The 19529-nt window shown below is 66.1% G+C and carries 18 protein-coding genes; 11 read left to right on the forward strand and 7 right to left on the reverse strand.

Features of this window, described 5'->3' with window-relative positions:
- Window positions 1-3 precede the first annotated feature (3 nt).
- The 6 genes from DCG74_RS21725 to DCG74_RS21750 all read left to right on the forward strand — a co-directional run bounded on the left by DCG74_RS21725 (window position 4) and on the right by DCG74_RS21750 (window position 6401).
- The gene (locus DCG74_RS21725) at window positions 4-588 is read left to right on the forward strand and encodes an NnrU family protein (protein ID WP_172786424.1); all 585 of its coding nucleotides are present in this window, start codon (window positions 4-6) and stop codon (window positions 586-588) included.
- Between the two features lie 143 nt (window positions 589-731).
- On the forward strand, window positions 732-2324 hold the full coding sequence (locus tag DCG74_RS21730; protein WP_172786425.1) for a class I adenylate-forming enzyme family protein: 1593 nt from the start codon (window positions 732-734) through the stop codon (window positions 2322-2324).
- Window positions 2325-2489: 165 nt separating this feature from the next.
- Complete coding sequence (locus DCG74_RS21735) at window positions 2490-3143, forward strand: tetratricopeptide repeat protein (protein ID WP_172786426.1); 654 nt, start codon at window positions 2490-2492, stop codon at window positions 3141-3143.
- Between the two features lie 31 nt (window positions 3144-3174).
- Window positions 3175-3714, forward strand: a complete 540-nt coding sequence (locus DCG74_RS21740; protein WP_172786427.1) for a hypothetical protein — start codon at window positions 3175-3177, stop codon at window positions 3712-3714.
- Window positions 3715-3765: 51 nt separating this feature from the next.
- Window positions 3766-5148 (forward strand): ribosome biogenesis GTPase Der, encoded by a 1383-nt coding sequence (gene der, locus DCG74_RS21745; RefSeq protein WP_172786428.1) that lies wholly within the window; start codon window positions 3766-3768, stop codon window positions 5146-5148.
- Window positions 5145-6401: a TCR/Tet family MFS transporter gene (locus DCG74_RS21750; protein ID WP_172786429.1), complete on the forward strand. Its 1257-nt coding sequence runs from the start codon at window positions 5145-5147 to the stop codon at window positions 6399-6401. The genes der and DCG74_RS21750 overlap by 4 nt, the downstream gene beginning before the upstream one ends.
- A 180-nt stretch (window positions 6402-6581) precedes the next feature.
- Here DCG74_RS21750 and DCG74_RS21755 read toward each other — a convergent pair whose 3' ends face one another.
- The 5 genes from DCG74_RS21755 to radA all read right to left on the reverse strand — a co-directional run bounded on the left by DCG74_RS21755 (window position 6582) and on the right by radA (window position 12746).
- Entirely contained in the window at window positions 6582-7805 is a 1224-nt protein-coding gene (locus DCG74_RS21755; protein ID WP_172786430.1) for an ABC transporter substrate-binding protein, read from the reverse strand.
- Between the two features lie 267 nt (window positions 7806-8072).
- On the reverse strand, window positions 8073-8813 hold the full coding sequence (locus DCG74_RS21760; protein WP_172786431.1) for an SDR family NAD(P)-dependent oxidoreductase: 741 nt from the start codon (window positions 8811-8813) through the stop codon (window positions 8073-8075).
- Between the two features lie 141 nt (window positions 8814-8954).
- The gene (gene purF / locus DCG74_RS21765; RefSeq protein WP_172786432.1) at window positions 8955-10475 is read right to left on the reverse strand and encodes an amidophosphoribosyltransferase; all 1521 of its coding nucleotides are present in this window, start codon (window positions 10473-10475) and stop codon (window positions 8955-8957) included.
- A gap of 28 nt (window positions 10476-10503) precedes the next feature.
- The gene (locus DCG74_RS21770; RefSeq protein ID WP_172786433.1) at window positions 10504-11133 is read right to left on the reverse strand and encodes a CvpA family protein; all 630 of its coding nucleotides are present in this window, start codon (window positions 11131-11133) and stop codon (window positions 10504-10506) included.
- 167 nt (window positions 11134-11300) lie between these two features.
- A complete protein-coding gene (gene radA / locus DCG74_RS21775; RefSeq protein ID WP_172786434.1) occupies window positions 11301-12746 on the reverse strand; it encodes a DNA repair protein RadA in 1446 nt (481 codons plus the stop codon).
- A gap of 190 nt (window positions 12747-12936) precedes the next feature.
- Between radA and DCG74_RS21780 the strand changes: the two genes are divergently transcribed.
- Entirely contained in the window at window positions 12937-14085 is a 1149-nt protein-coding gene (locus DCG74_RS21780; RefSeq protein WP_172786435.1) for an ABC transporter substrate-binding protein, read from the forward strand.
- Window positions 14085-16154 (forward strand): bifunctional diguanylate cyclase/phosphodiesterase, encoded by a 2070-nt coding sequence (locus tag DCG74_RS21785; RefSeq protein WP_172786513.1) that lies wholly within the window; start codon window positions 14085-14087, stop codon window positions 16152-16154. Before DCG74_RS21780 ends, DCG74_RS21785 begins: the two co-directional genes overlap by 1 nt.
- A gap of 12 nt (window positions 16155-16166) precedes the next feature.
- On the opposite strand, the gene DCG74_RS21790 is transcribed toward DCG74_RS21785, so the two are convergent.
- Window positions 16167-16892 carry a sulfite exporter TauE/SafE family protein gene (locus tag DCG74_RS21790; protein ID WP_172786436.1) on the reverse strand — a complete coding sequence of 242 codons (726 nt, stop codon included), beginning with the start codon at window positions 16890-16892 and terminating at the stop codon, window positions 16167-16169.
- A gap of 219 nt (window positions 16893-17111) precedes the next feature.
- Here DCG74_RS21790 and DCG74_RS21795 point away from each other — a divergent pair, with 219 nt between their 5' ends.
- Entirely contained in the window at window positions 17112-17888 is a 777-nt protein-coding gene (locus DCG74_RS21795; RefSeq protein ID WP_172786514.1) for a potassium channel family protein, read from the forward strand.
- Window positions 17889-18049: 161 nt separating this feature from the next.
- Window positions 18050-18418, forward strand: a complete 369-nt coding sequence (locus tag DCG74_RS21800; protein WP_172786437.1) for a GFA family protein — start codon at window positions 18050-18052, stop codon at window positions 18416-18418.
- 3 nt (window positions 18419-18421) lie between these two features.
- Here DCG74_RS21800 and DCG74_RS21805 read toward each other — a convergent pair whose 3' ends face one another.
- A complete protein-coding gene (locus DCG74_RS21805; RefSeq protein WP_172786438.1) occupies window positions 18422-19192 on the reverse strand; it encodes an exodeoxyribonuclease III in 771 nt (256 codons plus the stop codon).
- 40 nt (window positions 19193-19232) lie between these two features.
- On the opposite strand from DCG74_RS21805, the gene DCG74_RS21810 reads away from it, so the two are divergent.
- Complete coding sequence (locus DCG74_RS21810) at window positions 19233-19448, forward strand: hypothetical protein (RefSeq protein WP_172786439.1); 216 nt, start codon at window positions 19233-19235, stop codon at window positions 19446-19448.
- Window positions 19449-19529 lie beyond the last annotated feature (81 nt).

Here is a 19529-nt window from a genome sequence, read left to right on the forward strand (position 1 = left end):
GTCGTGGGTCTGCTGGTCATGATCCTGGGGCTGGTGCTGTTTTTTGCATCCCATATTTTCACAACCAAACGAGAGGCACGCGCGCAGGCGATCGCGAGGCTGGGCGAGGGGACCTACAAGCTGCTCTATTCGGCGGTCTCGCTGGCAGGGCTGGCGCTGATCATCTGGGGCTATGCCCACTACCGCAGCTCCGGCTGGATCGACGTCTGGTATCCGCCGAAGGCGATGAAGCACATCACGCTGGCCTTGATGCTGCCTGCAATCATCCTCGTGGTGGCGTCCTACATGCGTGGCCGCATCTACGCGACGCTGAAGCATCCAATGCTGGCCGGCATCAAGCTGTGGGCCGCGGCGCATCTTTTGGCCAACGGCGATCTCGGCTCCATCATCCTGTTCGGCTCGTTCCTGGGCTGGGCGGTCTATGACCGCATCTCGCTTAAAGCTCGCACCGACGCCGGCGGCCCGCCGATTCCGGTCGGCGGCGTCACCAACGATCTGATCGCGGTCGCGGTCGGCGTGGTCGCCTATCTGGCCCTGGCCTTCGCGTTCCATCCGGTGGTGATCGGTGTGCCCGTGATCGGGGTCTAGCGCATGATCCGGAAAAGTGTGCAACGGTTTTCCGATAAGATCATGCGCAAGAATTAAGTCAGCTGGTCAGCACAAGACGAAACCCGGATGTCCATGCGCGGAAGATAAGAAGATAACAAGAGCAACAAGCCGAGGGCATCCCGATGGACTGGTCGCAATCTCAGATCCCGCCGATGCGGCTCGTGGCGCGCTTTGGCGATCGAGTAGTGCCGGCGTTTTGCGATCGGCCATCGAGCCTCTGGGCGATGATCGCGGACGCCTGCGCCCGCAATGCCGAGGGCGAAGCGTTGATCTGCGGCAATGTCCGCCTGAGCTGGGGCCACGCGGTGGAGCAGGCCGCGCGGATCGCTGCGGGATTTCGCAAGCTTGGATTGCAGCGCGGCGATCGTGTTGCGATCCTGCTCGGCAATCGCATCGAATTTCCGCTGCTGCTGTTTGCCGCCGCGCATGAGGGGCTGGTCACCGTGCTGCTCAGCACACGCCAGCAGAAGCCGGAGATCGCCTATGTGCTCGCCGATTGCGGTGCCAAGATCCTGATCCACGAAGCCGCGCTCGCCGAGCGGCTGCCCGATGCGCATGATGTGCCCGATGTGATCCATCGCATCGCCGTCGCCGATGATCCGGCTCTGTCGCGTTTCGCAGGGCTCGCCGACAACCCGCCCGCCGTGGCACCGATCGAGGTGGGCGAGGAGGACACCGCGATGATCCTCTACACCTCCGGCACCACGGGCAAGCCGAAGGGCGCGATGCTGGCCCATTGCAACATCGTCCATTCCTCCATGGTGTTCGTGTCCTGCCTGCAATTGACGGAGGCCGATCGCTCGATCGCAGCGGTGCCGCTCGGCCATGTCACGGGCGTCGTCGCCAACATCACCACCATGATCCGCTGCGGCGGGACGCTGATCATCATGCCCGAGTTCAAGGCCGCCGATTACCTCAAGCTCGCCGCGCGCGAGCGCGTGACCTACACGGTGATGGTGCCGGCGATGTACAATCTCTGCCTGCTCAAGCCCGATTTCGACGGCTACGATCTGTCGAGCTGGCGCATCGGCGGCTTCGGCGGCGCACCGATGCCGGTCGCCACCATCGAGAAGCTCAAGGCGAACATTCCCGGCCTGAAGCTGATGAACTGCTACGGCGCGACCGAGACGACCTCGCCCTCGACGATCATGCCGGGCGAGCTGACCGAGAGCCACATCGACAGCGTCGGCCTGCCGTGCCCCGGCGCGCGCATCGTGGTGATGGGCCCGGACGGACGCGAGCTGCCGCCCGGCGAGATCGGCGAGCTCTGGATCCAGAGCGCCTCCGTCATCAAGGGCTACTGGAATAATCCGAAGGCCACCGCCGAAAGCTTCACGGGCGGATTCTGGCATTCGGGCGATCTCGGCTCGGTCGATGCGGAAGGGTTCGTTCGCGTGTTCGACCGGCAGAAGGACATGATCAATCGCGGCGGCCTGAAGATCTATTCGGCCGAGGTCGAATCGGTGCTGGCCGGCCATCCCGCCGTGGTCGAGAGTGCGATCATCGCCAGGGCATGCCCGGTGCTGGGCGAGCGCGTCCACGCCGTGGTGGTGACGCGACAGCCGGTGGCCGATACGGACCTGCGCGCCTGGTGCGCCGAGCGCCTGTCCGACTACAAGGTTCCCGAAACCATCGCGATCACGGCAGACCCGCTGCCGCGCAACGCCAACGGCAAGGTGCTGAAGCGGCAGCTGCGGGAGCTGCTGGGAGCTTGAGCCGGGCAGCGGCATCCGGGCTGTCCCGGGTGGTTAACGCCTTGATCGGGCTCGCTTTGCCTTGCCACCGCCATATCGTTAGGCTACCTCGCCGCCACGCGGGGACGGGATTCCTGACGCGAACGCCTTGGCGCGCGCACCCGGACGGGCATGGGATTAGCATAAGTGTCTGAATTCTTTAACGAAGTCGACGAGGAAGTACGTCGCGAACAGCTCAAAAAGCTGTGGGACAAATATTCGATCTACTTCATCGCCCTGATGGTGCTGGTCGTGGCCGCCGTCGGCGGCTGGCGCGCCTATCAATATTTCGAGGCCAGGAAGGCCGCCGAGGCCGGCGCCGTCTTCGAGAAGGCCGTCGAGCTGTCCGAGCAGGGCAAGCACGAGGACGCCGAGAAGGCGTTCACCGAGCTCGCTGCCAAGGCGCCGTCCGGCTATCGCACCCTGGCGCGGCTGCGCGCTGCGGCCGAGGCCGCGAGCCGCGATCCCAAGGCGGGCGCGAAGATGTATGACGACATTGCCGCCGACCGCAGCATTGGCGGTGAGTGGCAGGATCTGGCCAAGATCCGCGCCGCCGGCCTCGTGCTCGACAGCGCCAGCTACGCCGACATGCAGCAGCGGCTGGAAGCTTCCGCCGCGCCCAAATCGACCTTCCGCCACAGCGCCCGCGAGATGCTGGCGCTGTCGGCCTGGCGCAACAACGACATGACCGCAGCCCGCAAATGGCTCGAGGCGATTGACGGAGACGGCGAAACGCCGCCCGGCCTGCGCTCGCGCGCCGAGGCGCTCCAGGCTTTGTTGCCACCCGTCGCCAAAAGCTGACGACGGTTCTCTGACGTAACGAGACACCAAGATGCGCCGCACGCCCCGCTTGATCGCAGCCGCCGTCCTGATCGCCTTCACCGGCGCCCTGGGCGGCTGCTCCAGCTTCGATCCGAGCGACCTGCTCGACTTCCTCGATACCAAGAAGAAGCTGCCGGGCGACCGCAAGCCGGTCTTCCCCGAAGGCGTGCCGGGGCTCGAGCAGGGCGTGCCGAGGGATCTGTACAAGGGCGCGCAGCAGCAGCAACCCGACCCGAACGCACCTGCCGTGGCGGCATTGCCCGCGGAGCCGGAGCCGGCCAAGCCGGCGAAGGGGGCCAAGGCAAAGCATACCAAGCAGCCCGCCACGGCGGCCGCGCCAGCCGCAGCACCCGCCGGCGAGGTCGATGGCGAGGCCCAGCCGGAGGCCGCGCCAGCGACGTCCGCTCCGCCGCCCAAGCACAAGATCGTCCGCAGGCGCACCACCGCGCCGGATCAGCCGGCCCAGCCGGCGCAACCCGCCCCGGCCACGCAGCAGCAATCGCAGAGCGCCTTCCCGGCGCCGCTGCCGAGCGGCAGCTTCTCGCGCTGATATTTTCCCGTTGCATTGACAGGCGCAGCCCCGGCAGCGCACGAATGACCGATGTCCTTCACGATCGCCATCATCGGCCGGCCCAATGTCGGCAAATCGACGCTGTTCAACCGCCTGGTTGGGCAGAAGCTCGCGCTCGTCGATGATCTGCCTGGCGTCACCCGCGACCGCCGCGAAGGCGAGGCCAGGCTCGGCGACCTCCGCTTCACCATCATCGATACCGCCGGCCTCGACGAGGGCGCCAAGGGATCGCTGACCGCGCGCATGCAGGAGCAGACCGAGACCGCGATCGCGCAGGCCGACGCGCTGTTCTTCGTCGTCGACGCCCGCATCGGCCTGACGCCGACCGAACGCGCCTTCGCCGATTTCGCCCGCAAGGCCAACAAGCCGGTGCTGCTCGTCGCCAACAAGAGCGAGGGCAAGCACGGCGATGCCGGCGCGATGGAAGCGTTCGCGCTCGGCCTCGGCGATCCCATCCAGATCTCCGCCGAGCACGGCGAGGGCATGGGCGAGCTCTACGACGCGCTCGCCGGGCTGATGCCGGAGCCCGTCGAGGAAGACGAGGATGAGGACGACGCGCCGCTCACCGAGGAGGAGGCCGCGACGCGCCCGATCCGCGTCGCCATCGTCGGCCGGCCCAATGCCGGCAAGTCGACGCTGATCAACCATCTGCTCGGCGAGGAGCGCCTGCTGACCAGCCCCGAGGCCGGCACGACGCGCGACTCCATCGCCGTCGAGATCAACTGGAAGGGCCGCGACTTTCGCGTGTTCGACACCGCGGGCCTGCGCCGGCGCTCGCGCATCGAGGAGAAGCTGGAGAAACTCTCGGTCGCCGACGCGCTGCGCGCGGTGCGCTTTGCCGAAGTGGTCGTGCTGATGATGGACACGCAGAACCGCTTCGAGGAGCAGGACCTGCGCATTGCCGACCTGATCGAGCGCGAGGGACGGGCGGTGGTGCTGGCCGTCAACAAATGGGATCTGATGGAGACCAAGGGCGGCGGCGCGATCTCGGGCCTGCGCCGCGATGCCGATCATTGGCTGCCGCAGCTCAAGGGCGTGCCCATCGTCGCCGTCTCGGGCTTGATGGGCGAGGGCATCGACCGCCTGATGCAGGCGATCCAGGACGCCTATGCGATCTGGAACCGGCGCGTGCCGACCTCAGCACTCAATCGCTGGTTCGAGCAGGCGATCCAGGCCAACCCGCCGCCCGCGGTCTCCGGCCGCAGGCTGAAGCTGAACTACATCACCCAGACCAAGGCGCGCCCGCCGAGCTTCGTGCTGTTCTGCTCGCGCGCGGACGCCGTGCCGCAATCCTACTTGCGCTATCTCACCAATTCGATGCGCGAGACCTTCGAGCTGCCGGGCACGCCGGTGCGCATCACGCTGCGCGAGAAGGCCAATCCCTTCGCGCACAAGCGCAAGCGGCCGTCGTGAGCGACGGCACGGGCGAAGCGGTGGTGCACGGCGCAGCGCCGGCCAGGGGCGGCGCCGTCGCTTTCATCTTCGTCACCATCCTCCTCGACATGCTCGCGCTCGGCGTGATCATGCCGATCCTGCCGAAGCTGATCGAAAGTTTCGTCGACAACGACACCGCACATGCCGCGCGCATATTCGGCGTGTTCGGCACCGCCTGGGCCTTGATGCAGTTCGTGTTCTCGCCGGTGTTAGGGGCGCTGTCGGATCGTTTCGGACGGCGGCCGGTGGTGCTGCTGTCGAATTTCGGGCTCGCGGCCGATTACGTCTTGATGGCGCTGGCGCCGTCGCTTGCGTGGCTGTTCGTCGGCCGCGTCATCTCCGGCATCACCTCGGCGAGCATCTCGACCGCCTTCGCCTATATCGCCGACATCACACCGCCGGAACGGCGTGCGGCGGTCTTCGGCCGGATTGGGGCGGCCTTCGGCGCCGGCTTCATCTTAGGGCCGGCGCTTGGCGGCCTGCTCGGCGATATCGATCCGCGCCTGCCGTTCTGGGCCTCGGCGGCCCTGAGCTTCGCCAACGCGCTCTATGGCCTGTTCGTGCTGCCGGAGTCGCTTGCGCCCGACAAGCGCGCGCCGTTCCACTGGCGCAGCGCCAATCCGCTCGGGGCGCTGCAGCTGCTGCGCTCCAACGCGGCGCTGGCCGCCTTGTCGATCGTCAACTTCATCGCGCAGGTCGCCCACGTCGTGCTGCCCTCGACCTTCGTGCTCTATGCGACCTACCGCTATGGCTGGGATTCCAAGACGGTGGGCTTGACGCTCGCCATGGTCGGCATCTGCGCCATGGTGGTGCAGGGGTTTGCGATCGGCCCCATCGTGCGCGCGCTTGGCGAGCGGAACGCGCTGCTGCTCGGCCTCTGCTGTGGCGCGGTCGGCTTCGTGGTGCTCGGCGCTGCGCCGACCGGACCGCTGTCGTGGCTCGGGATTCCCGTTCTGGCGCTGTGGGGCATCTCCGGTGCTGCCTCGCAAGCGCTGATGACGCGGCTCGTCGCGCCGGAGCAGCAGGGCCAGCTGCAGGGCGCGACCGCGAGCGTGCAGAGCGTGTCGCAGCTCGTCGGCCCGTTCCTGTTCACGCTGACGTTTTCCTACTTCATCGGCGCCAGCGCACCGCTGCATCTGCCCGGCGCGCCGTTCCTGCTCGCAGCGGTGCTGATGGTGGCGTGCGTTGCGATCGCGGTGCGCTCGCTGGGCGTTACGAAGACGGTCTCGTAGGGTGGGCAAAGGCGCGTAAGCGCCGTGCCCACCATCTTTATGCGATATCGAGAAATGGAGGGCACGCTTCGCTTTGCCCACCCTACGGCAGTGCCGCTTGTCGCGCGAGATCCCGGGTCTGGTGCTGCGGGCCGCGCTTCGCGGTCCCGTGCGCACCATCCCGGGATGACCGCTACACGGTCACTTCTTCACCAGCGGGCAGTCGCTGTCCTTGAGCGGCTTGGCCGCATCCTCCGGCGCGATGGTGGCGACCAGCTTGTAATAGTCCCACGGTCCCTTCGACTCCTCGGGCTTCTTCACCTCGAACAGATAGGCGGGGATGAGGCGGCGTCCGTCCTGGCGCAGCGGGCCCTTGCCGAACAGCGGATCGTCGGTCGGCAGCTCCTTCATCTTGGCGACGACCTTGGCGCCGTCATGCGGATTGCTGCCGAGCGCTTCCATTGCCTTCAGGTAATGCAGGATCTCGGCGTAGAGCCCCGCAACCGTCATCGAGGGCATCGAGCCCTTGGGCGAGACCTTCTGGAAGCGCTTCGACCATTCGCGGGTCTGGTCGTTGAGGTCCCAGTAGAAGGATTCGGTGAAGGTCAGGCCCTGCGCCGTCTTCAGGCCGAGCGAGTGCACGTCGTTGATGAACAGCAGCAGCGCGGCGAGCTTCTGTCCGCCCTGGACGATGCCGAATTCGGCGGCCTGCTTGATCGCGTTGGTGGTGTCGCCGCCCGCGTTGGCAAGGCCGATGATCTTGGCCTTGGAGGACTGCGCCTGCAGCAGGAAGGAGGAGAAGTCCGCCGTGTTCAGCGGGTGCTTGACGCCGCCGAGCACCTTGCCGCCGGTCGCCGTGACGACCGCGCCGGTGTCACGCTCCAGCGCATGGCCGAACGCGTAATCCGCGGTGAGGAAGAACCAGCTGTCGCCGCCCGCCTTGGTCAGCGCCTTGCCGGTGCCGTTGGCGAGCATGTAGGTGTCGTAGGTGAAGGACACGGTGTTGGGCGTGCAGGCCTTGCCGGTGAGGTCGGCGGTGGCCGCACCTGAATTGAGCAGCACCGCGTTCTTTTCCTTGACGAGATTGCTCACCGCGAGCGCCACGCCGGAGCTCGGCGTGTCGGCGATGGCGTCGACCTTGTCGGCGTCGATCCATTGCCGGGCGATGTTGACGCCGATGTCGGGCTTGTTCTGGTGATCGCCGGAGAGCACCTCGATGGTCCAGCCCTTCGCCTTCAGGCCGGAATCCTCGACCGCCATCTTCACTGCCGCGACCGAGTTCGGGCCGCCGATGTCGGCATAGAGGCTCGACATGTCGTTGAGCACGCCGATCTTGATGGTCTTGTCCTGCGCGAAGGCGGATGTGGCAAAGCCGAAAGCGGCACAGGCCAGAAGAGCCGCAGTGCGGCGTGCGGGCATCGTCATAAAAGGCTTCCTCCATTGTCAAATATGCGAACGGCTCTCTTTGGGAGCCTTGTTCCAAGTGATCGCTCTACCGTGTCCCACGGCCGACGGCAATGCACCTAAAGCCGGATGACGCTGCGTCCTAGCGTCATCCTTCGGTTAACTTTTGGGCAAAATGCGTTGAGACGCTATTTCAGCGCGTGCGATTTCAGCGTGAATTTCTGATTGCGCTTTCCGGCACCGACTTCGGCGGTATGGCCATGCCCCGGGCATGGCGTCCGAAGGCAATCAGGCCGGAGCGCGGAAGCTCATCAGGGTGCGGGTCTTGTAGTCGTAGAACTTGCCGGTCTCGGTCCAGTCGGGCGCACACAGCGGCACGATGAATTCGGCAACCTGCTCGGGCGTGTCGAGCGTCGCCGGATCCTCGCCGGGCATCAGCGTTGCGCGCATGCGGGTGCGCACCGGGCCGGGATTGAACAGATTGACACGCAGCTTCGTGTTTGCGGTTTCCTGTGCCCAGGCGCGTGCCAGCGTCTCCAGTGCGGCCTTGGACGCCGCGTAGGGGCTGACGTAGGCGGTGGCCTTGTTGGCGGCACCCGAGGTGATGAACACGGCGCGGCCGGCCTCGGACTGCTTCAGCAGCGGCTCCATGCAGCGGATCAGCTGGAAATTCGCGGAGACGTTCACCGCCATCACCTCGTTGAAGGTCTTCAGCTCGATATGGCCGATCGGCGAGGAAGGGCCGAGCACGCCGGCATTGCCGACGAGGATGTCGAGCTTGCCGTAGCGCTCGTGCAGGCCGGCGCCGAGACGCGCGATGCCGTCGGAATCGGTGAGGTTGAGCGGCACCAGGGTGGCACTGCCACCCTCTTTCCGGATCTCGTCGTCGAGCTCTTCGAGCCCGCCTTGCGTACGCGCGGTGGCAACGATATGCGCCCCGGCTTTGGCCAGTGCGATAGCGGTGGCATAGCCGATGCCGCGCGAGGCGCCGGTGACGAGAGCGATACGGTCAGCGAGGGGGGTGGTCATCGTTGGATACATCCGTCATGCCCGGGCTTGTCCCGGGCATCCACGTTCTTTGCGGCGGGTATTGCAGACGTGGATGGCCGGGACAAGCCCGGCCATGACGAAAAGAAGTCTCTGATGAGGCCCGGGGGGAACGATCCTTCGTCAGCTCGCCTCCGCCAGCAGCGACAGCTGCCGCGGCTGCGGCTCGGTCTGGGTCTGGTCGGTAAGATGGGTTGGATAGACGCCGGTGAAGCAGTGATCCGCGAACTTTGGATTGGCGGGATCGCGGCCGGGCTCGCCCATGGCGCGGTACATGCCGTCGATCGACAGGAAGGCGAGTGAGTCCGCGCCGATGAGCTCGCGCATCTCCTCCAGCGAATGCGTCGCTGCCAGCAGGCCGCCGCGGTCGGGCAGGTCGATGCCGTAATAGTCAGGGTAGAGGATCGGTGGCGAGGCGAGACGGAAATGCACCTCCTTGGCGCCGGCATCGCGCATCATGCGCACGATCTTCTTCGAGGTGGTGCCGCGCACCAGGGAGTCGTCGATCAGGATGATGCGCTTGCCTTCGATCGCGGCGCGGTTGGCCGAGTGCTTCATGCGCACGCCGGATTCGCGGATCGCCTGCGTCGGTTGGATGAAGGTGCGGCCGACATAATGGTTGCGGATGATGCCGAGCTCGAACGGCACGCCCGAATGCTGGCTGTAGCCGACCGCCGCGGGCACGCCGGAATCCGGCACCGGCACGACGACGTCGACAGGCACATGGCTCTCGCGTGCGAGCTGCGCGCCGAAATTCTTGCGCACCTCGTAGACCGAGCGGCCGTGGACGATGGAATCCGGCCGCGAGAAGTAGATGTATTCGAAGATGCAGGGGCGCGGCGCCATCGGCGGGAACGGCTTGTGGATGTCCTGGCCGTTCTCGTCGAACACGATGACCTCGCCGGGCTCGATGTCGCGCACGAAGCGGGCGCCGATGATGTCGAGCGCGCAGGTCTCAGACGTCAGGATCGGGCAGCCGTCGAGCTCGCCGAGCACCAGCGGGCGGATGCCGCGCGGATCGCGCGCGCCGACCAGCTTCTTGTTGGTCAGCGAGACCAGCGCATAGGCGCCTTCGATCTCGCGCAGCGCGTCGATATAGCGCTCGATGAAGCGGCTGCGCCTCGAGCGCGCCACCAGATGCAGGATCACCTCGGTGTCGGAGGTCGACTGCATCATCGCGCCGTTCTTGACGAGTTCGCGGCGCAGCGTCAGGCCGTTGGAGAGGTTGCCGTTGTGGGCGACCGCAAGGCCACCGGCATTGAGCTCGGCGAACAGCGGCTGCACGTTGCGCAGGATGGTGGCGCCGGTCGTGGCGTAGCGGACATGGCCGACCGCGACACTGCCGGGCAGGCGGTCGATCACCTCGCGGCGGGAGAAGGTGTCGCCGACGAGGCCGAGGCGTCGTTCTGAATGAAAGCGGCTGCCGTCGTAGGAGACGATGCCGGCGGCCTCCTGGCCGCGGTGCTGCAGGGCGTGAAGGCCGAGCGCGGTGATGGCCGCCGCATCAGGGTGACCGTAGATGCCGAAGACGCCGCATTCCTCGCGCAGCGTATCGCCTTCCAGATCGTCCTGAAGCTCGAGTGCGGCCGGGCCTGGACCGGCGTTTGGATCGAGATCAATGGCGTCCTGGTCAGGGTGTCGCATCTCGTTCTCGCCTCTCTCTAGGGCTGTATCAACGCGCCGCAGGTTTCTCGATCAGCTTTTTCATGCCGTCACGAGCCGATTTACTGTATCCGTCGCCACTGCCCGAAGGCTGCTGCTCGGATTCAGCTTGATCATCATCTGGTTTGTTTTTCTTGAATCTCTTCAAGATGGTGTTCTCGGGGTCGTCAGGCAAGAGGGCCATCAGCCAATCGCCGGTTCCCTGGAGCACGACGCGGGACTTGGCCCCGGTGACCCAGTCCGGCCGCTGCTTGTCCGGCACCAGCCAGGTGAAGAACAGGAAGGCAACCACCACGATCAAAAGCCCGCGAGCCAGCCCAAACAGGAAGCCGAGGGTGCGATCCAGCGCGCCGATCCGCGAATCCAGGATCATGTCGGAGATCCGGACCGTGATGACGGAGACCACGACCAGGGTGCCGACGAACACGCCCGCGACCACGACCACGCTCGCGACCGTGTCGTTGTTGAAATAGCTCTTGGCGGTCGGCAGCAGCTTCGAGAAGGAATACAGCGTCACGATCGCCGCCGCACCCCAGGCCGCGATCGACAGGATTTCGCGCATGAAGCCGCGGACCATGGCGAGCAGGCCCGAGATCAGCATCACACCGAGCAGGATCAGGTCGAGGAGTGTTACTGGCATCGGCTGGTCTGGTCCGCTCGTACTTCAAAGGTGCTCTAGCGAATCGGTGTTTGGCCGCTGCCCTAAAAGAAGGGCAGACGGCGTTCCCGGCAAGGCCGCAACCACGCAATCCCATGCTGCTTTTGTGACGGCTGTATAGCGGCGAGGGCCTCCGGCGTCACCTCCACCTAACCCTCTCCGCGGCGGAATCTTGCCGGTGTGGCATTTTTCTCTGGCTGCGCGCTGGATTCGCCCCGGCGGGAGCCCCGGGCTGCGATCTCGGCGACCAATGTCGTCAGGCTGTTCACCGTGTTCAGGGACAGTCCGGCGTCGCCGCCCGCATCGCCCCGTGCCGATTCGGGCAGCACCGCGCGCTGGAAGCCGAGCTTTGCCGCCTCCTTCAGCCGGGCCGGGGTCTGCGCCACCGGGCGCACCACGCCCGACAGCGAGATTTCGCCGAAATAGACGGCATCGGTGGGTAACTGCGCATTAACCAGCGATGACACCAGGGCCGCGGCGGCGGCGAGATCGGCCGCGGGCTCGTGGATGCGCAGGCCGCCGGCAACGTTCAGATAGACGTCGTGGCCGGACAGCTTGACCCCGCAATGGGCCTCCAGCACGGCCAGCACCATCGAGAGCCGGCTCGGATCCCAGCCGACCACGGCCCGGCGCGGGGTGCCGAGCGAGGTTGGGGCCACCAGTGCCTGCAATTCGACCAGAACGGGCCTCGTGCCCTCGATGCCGGCGAAGACCGCGGTGCCGGGCGTACCGAGATCGCGCTCGGACAGGAACAGCTCCGACGGGTTGGTGACCTCGCGCAGACCAAGGCCCGTCATCTCGAACACGCCGATCTCGTCGGTCGGACCGAAGCGGTTCTTCACCGCGCGCAGGATGCGGAATTGCTGCGAGCCTTCGCCCTCGAACGACATCACCGCATCGACCATGTGCTCGACCACGCGGGGGCCGGCGATCTGGCCGTCCTTGGTGACATGGCCGACCAGGATGATGGCGGCTCCGGTCTTCTTGGCGAAGCGGATCAGCGCCTGCGCCGAAGCGCGCACCTGCGTCACCGTGCCGGGCGCCGATTCCACCGTGTCGGTCCACATGGTCTGGATCGAGTCGATCACGATCAGCCGGGGCACTGCGCCCTCCGACAGCGTCGAGACGATGTCCTCGACCGAGGTCTCGGCCGCGAGCTGCACCGGCGCGTCCGACAGCCCGAGCCGCTCGGCGCGCAGGCGCACCTGGGCGACCGCCTCTTCGCCGGAGATGTAGACGACGCGGTGGCCGGCGCGCGCCAGGAGACTGGTCGCCTGCGTCAGCAGCGTCGACTTGCCGATGCCGGGATCGCCGCCGACCAGCAGCACCGAGCCGCGCACGAAGCCGCCGCCGGTGACACGGTCGAGCTCGGTCATCCCCGAGGACAGGCGCGGCGCGTCCGGGCTCTTGCCGGCAAGGCTCTCCAGCGCAAACGTTCGGCCCTTGCGTTTGGAGCGGATCGACACCGGCACGCTGCCGCTGGTGTCTTCTTCCGCGAGCGTATTCCACTCGCCGCAGGACTCGCACTTGCCCTGCCAGCGGTTATAGGCCGCGCCGCAGTTCTGGCAGACGAAGGACAGCGTGGATTTGGCCATGGGGACAGCGAGTCGCGGGTTTCGGATGTGCTGATAGCACGGAATGGCGGGCCGATCGCCGGAGCTTCGAATATCTCAATTTGGCACCGGAGATATACCCTTCGTTAGCTCTGTGCCGCCGTGCCCGGCTGGATTTTGCCAATTCTTAGCGGACGGGGGCCCAATCTCGGAACCAACGGGGGCGGCGAAGATGACGAGATTTCTGCGAATATTGCTCGCGGCGGGCGTGGCCTGCGGCGTTTTCGGGTCCGCTGGCCGCAGCCTTGCCAAGCCCCTCAACATCGTCTTCGTCAATCCCGGCAAGTCCGGCGAGGTCTATTGGGACATGGTCGCGCAGACCATGCAGGCCGCCGGCCGCAAGCTCGACGCGCATGTCGAGGTGCTGACCAGCGAGCGGAACTACCGCACCATGCAGGAGCTCGGCTTCGGCGTGGTGGCCCGTGCCGACAAGCCGGACTTCCTCATCCTGTCGAACGAGGAATCCGCCGCCGTTCCCATCCTGGAGGCCGCCGAAGCCGCGGGCGTCAAGACGCTGCTGCTTTCGAACACGCTGATCGGCGAGGACGCGGTGCGTCTTGGACCGCCGAGGCACAAGCTCAAGACCTGGCTCGGCGACATCACGACCGATCTTCAGATTGCGGGCGCGCGGATGGCCGATGCGCTGATCACGGCCGCGCGTGCCGAGAAATGGCAGAGCCCCGATGGCAAGATCCACATTCTCGGCATCGGTGGCGACGAGACGACGCCCGCCTCGATCGCCCGCAATGCCGGCCTCAAGCTCGCGGCGGATGCTGCGTCCGACGTCGTGGTGGACCGCATGCTGTTCGCCAACTGGACGCAGTCCGAGGCCGAGCGGGTTACGGCAAACTATCTGAGCTGGGCCGCACGCAAGGAAATCCGGCCTGCCGGGATCTGGGCTGGAAACGATCCGATGGCGCTCGGCGCGCTGCGTGCGGCAATCGCCGCGGGCCTCGTGCCCGGCCAGAACATCCAGGTGGTCGGCCTCAACTGGTCGGAGGATGCGATGCGCGAGATCAAGGCCGGCCGCATGCTCCTGACCGATGGCGGGCATTTCCTGCTCGGCGGCTGGTCCGTCGTTCTGCTGCGCGACTATGCCGACGGCTGCGATTTCGCCGCCGTTTCGCCCCGCGTCGAGGTCAAGACGTCGGCGATCACCCGCGACAATCTCGCGTCTGTCGGCGACCTCATCAGGACCCGGGCGTTCGACCGGATCGACTTCACGCGGTTCCGGGCGCAGGCCGGGCGCTGCGGCCAATATGACTTCTCCCTCGGTGCGCTCATCTCGTCGCTGCCGCTTGCCGAAGGCGTTGCGGATTGATGCGCAAGGGTGAGGCGATGACCGATCCGGATCGCAAGCAGCAGGCAGCGCCACCGCGCTTGCGCTCGGTCGTCCACGCGATGATCTGGGCCACCGTGCCCGTTCTGCTGCTGGTGCAATTGCTCGCCTCCGCCGGCGTCGAGGCATCGAGCTTCTGGTCGCAGCTGAGGCAGCTCGACGCCCGCATGGCCCGCGTCGCCGAGAGCCGCGCCGAGCTGATCGCCGAGCCGCTCTGGAAGATGCGTTACGACCAGGTCACGGGCGTGCTCAACGAGATCATGCATGACGAGACCATCGCGGCGGCGGCCGTCTATGACGATACAGGCGCCGCGATCGCCCGTGTGGTCGCGCGCTCGGAAGGCCAGTCGGTTGCTGAGGTCTCGCACCCGATCCGCTACAGCAACGGCAATATGGCCGTTCAGGCCGGCCGCATCGCCATCGCCTATTCGCGTACGGCGCTCTACGCGGATGCGGGCAGCCGCCTGATGCTGCTGCTCGTCGTCGGGCTGCTCGCAACCTTCGCGACCCTGATCGCCATGCGGATCTCCGCCAACATCTTCATCGGCAGGCCGCTCGCGGCCATGATGTCGGCGATCCAGCGCAGCAAGCAGGACGGCCGGGCCTATCCGGCTGATGTCACGTCTTCGAACGAATTCGGCCAGCTCGCGCGCGCCTTCAACGCCATGCAGCACACGACGTCAGGCGCGCTGGACCGGCTCGGGCACATGGCGACGCACGATCCGCTGACCGGGTTGCCGAACCGGCGCTCCCTGACCGAGCGCCTCGCCGTGACGAGCCAGAATGGAGGCGCGGCGGATACGCCGGTCGCGTTCTGCTTCATCGATCTCGACGACTTCAAGGGCATCAACGATACCTTCGGACACGAGGCCGGCGATGCGTTCCTGGTCCAGATCTCGCAGCGCCTTCGTCGCGCGGTCGAAGCCGAGGACTGGGTTGCCCGGCTCGGCGGCGACGAGTTCGTCGTCATTCGCCCCGAGGTGCGCGACGAACAGGCCGCGCACGCATTCGCTCAACGCGTGCTCGATGCCATTTCCGAGCCGATCCGCCTCCACGACAAGCAGGTGGTGCCGCGCGCCAGCATCGGCCTTGCCGTGCGCCACGCCGACGATCCGGAGCTGTCGCATCTGCCGACGCTCGCCGACATCGCGCTCTATCATGCCAAGAGCAAGGCGCCCGGCACGGTCGCTGTGCTGGACGAAGCGCTCCAGCGCGACTATCGCCGCCGCAGGGAACTCGAGCTCGCCATTCCCACCGGCTTTGCCGAGGGCCAGTTCGAGGTCTGGTACCAGAGCCAGGTCGATCTCGACAGCCATGAGGTCGTCGGCCTGGAAGCGCTGATCCGCTGGCGCCATCCCGAGCACGGCGTGATCGGCCCCGGCGAATTCCTGCCGCTGATCGAGCGCAGCGGCAACAATGCGCGGCTGACCCGGTACGTGCTGACAGATGCCTGCCGGGCCTTGCAGCAATTGGCGGCTGCGGGCAGGCCGCAGATCCGGATCGCGATCAATCTGCCGCCGTCCGAGCTTGCCGACCATTCGCTCGCCGCCGAGCTGCGCGCGACCTGCGCGCGCTTCGGTGTCGCGGCATCGATGCTCGAGCTCGAGATCACCGAGGGATCGCTGATCAACAACATCGCCAGCGCCTCCGAAACGCTGCATCGCCTGCGGCGCCTGGGCGCCACGATCGCGCTCGACGATTTCGGCACCGGCTACTCTTCGCTCGCCCATCTGCGCCGGTTTCCGCTCGACAAGGTGAAGATCGACAAGGCATTCATCAGCGAAATTCCCGGCAGCGCGGAGGACAAGGCGATCGTCGGCGTCATCGCATCACTCGCCGCCACGTTGGGACTGACATTGGTCGCCGAAGGCATCGAGCGCGCCGAGCAGGCCGCGGCCATGCGCGAGATGGGCGTGCGGCTCGGACAGGGATTCCTCTACCAGCGGCCGCAGCCGCTCGAGGCCGTGCTGCAATGGCTCGATGGCCAGCCGGCGGCGGCGAGCCGCGTCATGGCTGACAGCCCATCGATCACCCCGGAATTCGCCGCCTGAGCCGTGGCCGGGTTACGGCTGCGCTGCGTTCCAGAGCATCGAGAGCCCGGCGGCGATCATGATCGCGTCCATCACCAGGCGGAACACGTCCGGCTTCAGGTGCAGCACGAAGCGCTTGGCGATGAAGGCGCCCGACATCAGCGAGGAGCCCGCGATCAGTCCCTTGATGAAGACCTCGCCAGTCAGCGCGCCGAAACGTTCGAACGTCACTGACTTCGCGAAATAGAGGCCAAGCGAGGAGGCCGCCTCCGTGGCGAGGAAGGCGCCCTTGGACAGGCCGTAGAACAGGAACAGCGGCACGCTGAGCGGCCCGGTCGAGACCACGATGCCGGTGAGATAGCCGATCACCGCGCCGCCGATCGCAAGATGCCAGAGATTGGCCTTGAGGTCGTGCCGCGCCAGCCAGTGCCGCACCGGCACCATCGCGATCAGGAAGAGGCCGATGGCGAGATCGACGGCATGCGCGGGCAGTGCCAGCAACGTCCGCGCGCCGAGCGCCGCCGCCGGAATGCCCGTAACCGAATAGGCCGCACAGGCCCGCCAATCGACCTCGCGCCACCACGCCAGGATCCGGGAGAAGTTCGCCATCACGGAGGCCACCGCCATGATCGGCACGGCCTCCTTCGGCCCGTAGGCATAGACCAGCACCGGCATCAGCATGATCGACGAGCCGGTGCCGACGATGCCTGAGATGGTGCCGGCGGCGAGACCGACGGTGAGGACGAAGAGAAAGGCCAAGAGGAGCGCTCCGGGAATCGGAGCAGTCTAGCCGGAGGGACCGGAGAGGGCGAACATTGTCTCGAGTGCTGCCTCGTTCTCCTCGTTCCTGAATTGCGCGCGCCATTCTTTCGGGGGCGGCAACGTTCTGCTGCTCCGGCAGAAACAGCGCGATTGGGGCGGACCTTGCGGCACCCGTTCCGAGTTGGCATCATTCGTGCGAACCGCGATCATGGTGCCGTGACCATAACGTCTCTCCGAAGCAAGGTCCGCCGCCTTTACGAGGGCGCAACGCCGGACGGCGTGCGCTTCCGCTATGCGCTGCTCGTCTTCGATATCGTGACGGTGCTGTTCATCATTGCAACCTCGTTCCTGCAGCCCAGTGGCATCGTCGAGACGCTCGATGTTCTGTTCGGCGCCATACTGCTTGCCGACTTCTCGGCTCGGCTCCTGGTCGATCGGCATCCGCTTCGGAAGTTCACCCAGCTCGCGACCTGGGCAGACATGGTCGCGATCGTGTCCTTCCTGGCGCCGCTTGCCGGCGAAGCGGGCGGCTTTCTCCGGATCCTGCGGACGTTGGGGCTGCTTCGCGACTACCAGATGCTGGTGAGGCTCCGCCTCGATTCTCCATTCTTTCGTCGCAATGAAGACGTCATCTTCGCCGTCACGAATCTGGCGGTCTTCATCTTCGTCATGACCGGCATCGTTTACGAGACCCAGAAGTTTCGGAACGATGAGATCCGGAACTATGCCGATGCCCTGTATTTCACCGTCACGGCACTGACGACGACCGGCTTCGGCGACATTACCCTGCCGGGCACGGTCGGCCGCTTGATCACCGTCGTGATCATGATTTTCGGCGTCACGCTGTTCTTCAATCTCGCCCGCGCACTGCTCAGTCCGCACAAGGTGCGATTTCCGTGCCCGACTTGCGGACTCCAGAGGCATGATGCCGACGCCGTCCATTGTAAGGCCTGCGGCAATGTTCTCAATATTCCCGATGAGGGGGCCACCTGAAGAGCCTCTCACGCCGGCGCGGTGCGCTGTGTGACCGGACTGAGGTCTCCTACTGTGCATGGGGTTGTTTTCGCCTTTTTGTTTTGACCGTGCCGCTGCTGACAGCATGTTGGCAGCAGCGGCCGGCTACGACCGCGCTCCTGACAAAACGGGAGCGGATCATGCCGATCGAGGCAAGCTGTCATTGCGGTGAGACGGTGTTCGAGGTGACGGAGGGGCCTTCGAGCGTGACGCGCTGCACCTGCACGCTCTGCGCCAAGCGCGGCGCGCTGTGGGCCTATTACAAGCCGGCGCAGTTCCGATTGCTGTCGCCGCCGGAGAACGTGGCGACCTATCTCTGGGGCAGCCGCACCGTCAAACACCATTTTTGCGCGACTTGTGGCTGCGGCACCTATTCGGAGTCGCCGGACTGGTCGACCGGCAAGCCCGATTTCGACAATCCCAAGGTTGCCGTCAACGCGCGCCTGTTCGACGATTTCGATCTGGAGGCCGTGCCGGTGAACGTGATCGACGGCAGGAATTTGTGGTGAGGGTCACCGCAACACCACCCACGTCGGCGCGTGGTCGCTCGCGCCATCCTCGCCGCGGATCTTCTTGTCGACGCCGGCTTTGGCGAGACGCGGGGCGAGGGCCGGGCTGAGCAGGAGATGGTCGAGCCGCAGGCCCGCATCGCGCGGCCAGCGGTTCCGCATGTAGTCCCAGAACGTGTAGATGCGCTTGTCAGGATGCAATTCGCGGATCGCGTCGCACCAGCCTTGCTCGACCAGCGCGGCAAAGGCCGCGCGGCTCTTCGGCTGGATCAGCGCATCCTTGTCCCATGAGCGCGTCGGATAGATGTCGATCTCCGTGGGCGCGACGTTGTAGTCGCCGGCGAGCACCACCGGCAGGTCCTGCTTGATGAAGGTCTTGGCGTGGCGCCGCAGCCGCGCGAACCAGTCGAGCTTGTAATCGAATTTCGGCCCCGGCTGCGGATTGCCGTTGGGCAGGTAGATGCTGGTGACGATGACGCCGCGCACGGCGGCCTCGATGTAGCGCGCTTCGAGATCGGCGGGCTTTCCCGGCAACCGGTCGCGCGTCAGCACAGGCTCGGCGTTGCGGGCGAGGATGGCAACGCCGTTCCATGTCTTTTGTCCACGCCACACCGCGCCATAGCCGACCTTTTCGATGGCGGCCGCCGGAAATTCGCCATCACTTGCCTTCAACTCCTGAAGCGCGACGACATCGGGCTTCGCCGCGCGCAGCCATGCCAACAGATTGGGCAGGCGGCGGTTGATGTTGTTGATGTTGAATGTCGCGATCTTCATGTAGAGCTACCGGCTCCTGCCTTCCGTCCTCGGAGATACAATGTTCAAATTGAGCTTTGCCGCTACTGCCTTCGTCGTCGCGTTCTCCGGGGCCACGGCACAGTCAGCCGAAACGCGCGGCGCGTGCAAGGCGGACTATGACAAATTCTGCGCCGGCATCGCGCCGGGCGGCGGCATCGTCGCCTGTCTCAACGCCAAGCGCGACCAGCTCAGCGCCACCTGCAAGACAGCGCTGGACAGCAGAAAGAAGAAGTAGCCCTCGTGTCCCGGACGCGCGGAGCGCGAGCCGGGATCCAGAAGGCGACACGGCACACTGTCGAGAGATGGGCCCCGGCTC

It is taken from the genome of Bradyrhizobium sp. WBAH42, assembly GCF_024585265.1.
Taxonomy (GTDB): Bacteria; Pseudomonadota; Alphaproteobacteria; order Rhizobiales; family Xanthobacteraceae; genus Bradyrhizobium.

Excerpts from the sequence above, each read along its gene's own strand:
- DCG74_RS21730 (WP_172786425.1), top strand. The coding sequence starts at position 732 with ATGGACTGGTCGCAATCTCAGATCCCGCCGATGCGGCTCGTGGCGCGC.
- DCG74_RS21740 (WP_172786427.1), top strand. The coding sequence starts at position 3,175 with ATGCGCCGCACGCCCCGCTTGATCGCAGCCGCCGTCCTGATCGCCTTC.
- der (WP_172786428.1), top strand. The coding sequence starts at position 3,766 with ATGTCCTTCACGATCGCCATCATCGGCCGGCCCAATGTCGGCAAATCG.
- DCG74_RS21755 (WP_172786430.1), bottom strand. The coding sequence starts at position 7,805 with ATGACGATGCCCGCACGCCGCACTGCGGCTCTTCTGGCCTGTGCCGCT.
- DCG74_RS21760 (WP_172786431.1), bottom strand. The coding sequence starts at position 8,813 with ATGACCACCCCCCTCGCTGACCGTATCGCTCTCGTCACCGGCGCCTCG.
- purF (WP_172786432.1), bottom strand. The coding sequence starts at position 10,475 with ATGCGACACCCTGACCAGGACGCCATTGATCTCGATCCAAACGCCGGT.
- DCG74_RS21770 (WP_172786433.1), bottom strand. The coding sequence starts at position 11,133 with ATGCCAGTAACACTCCTCGACCTGATCCTGCTCGGTGTGATGCTGATC.
- radA (WP_172786434.1), bottom strand. The coding sequence starts at position 12,746 with ATGGCCAAATCCACGCTGTCCTTCGTCTGCCAGAACTGCGGCGCGGCC.
- DCG74_RS21780 (WP_172786435.1), top strand. The coding sequence starts at position 12,937 with ATGACGAGATTTCTGCGAATATTGCTCGCGGCGGGCGTGGCCTGCGGC.
- DCG74_RS21785 (WP_172786513.1), top strand. The coding sequence starts at position 14,085 with ATGCGCAAGGGTGAGGCGATGACCGATCCGGATCGCAAGCAGCAGGCA.
- DCG74_RS21800 (WP_172786437.1), top strand. The coding sequence starts at position 18,050 with ATGCCGATCGAGGCAAGCTGTCATTGCGGTGAGACGGTGTTCGAGGTG.
- DCG74_RS21805 (WP_172786438.1), bottom strand. The coding sequence starts at position 19,192 with ATGAAGATCGCGACATTCAACATCAACAACATCAACCGCCGCCTGCCC.
- DCG74_RS21810 (WP_172786439.1), top strand. The coding sequence starts at position 19,233 with ATGTTCAAATTGAGCTTTGCCGCTACTGCCTTCGTCGTCGCGTTCTCC.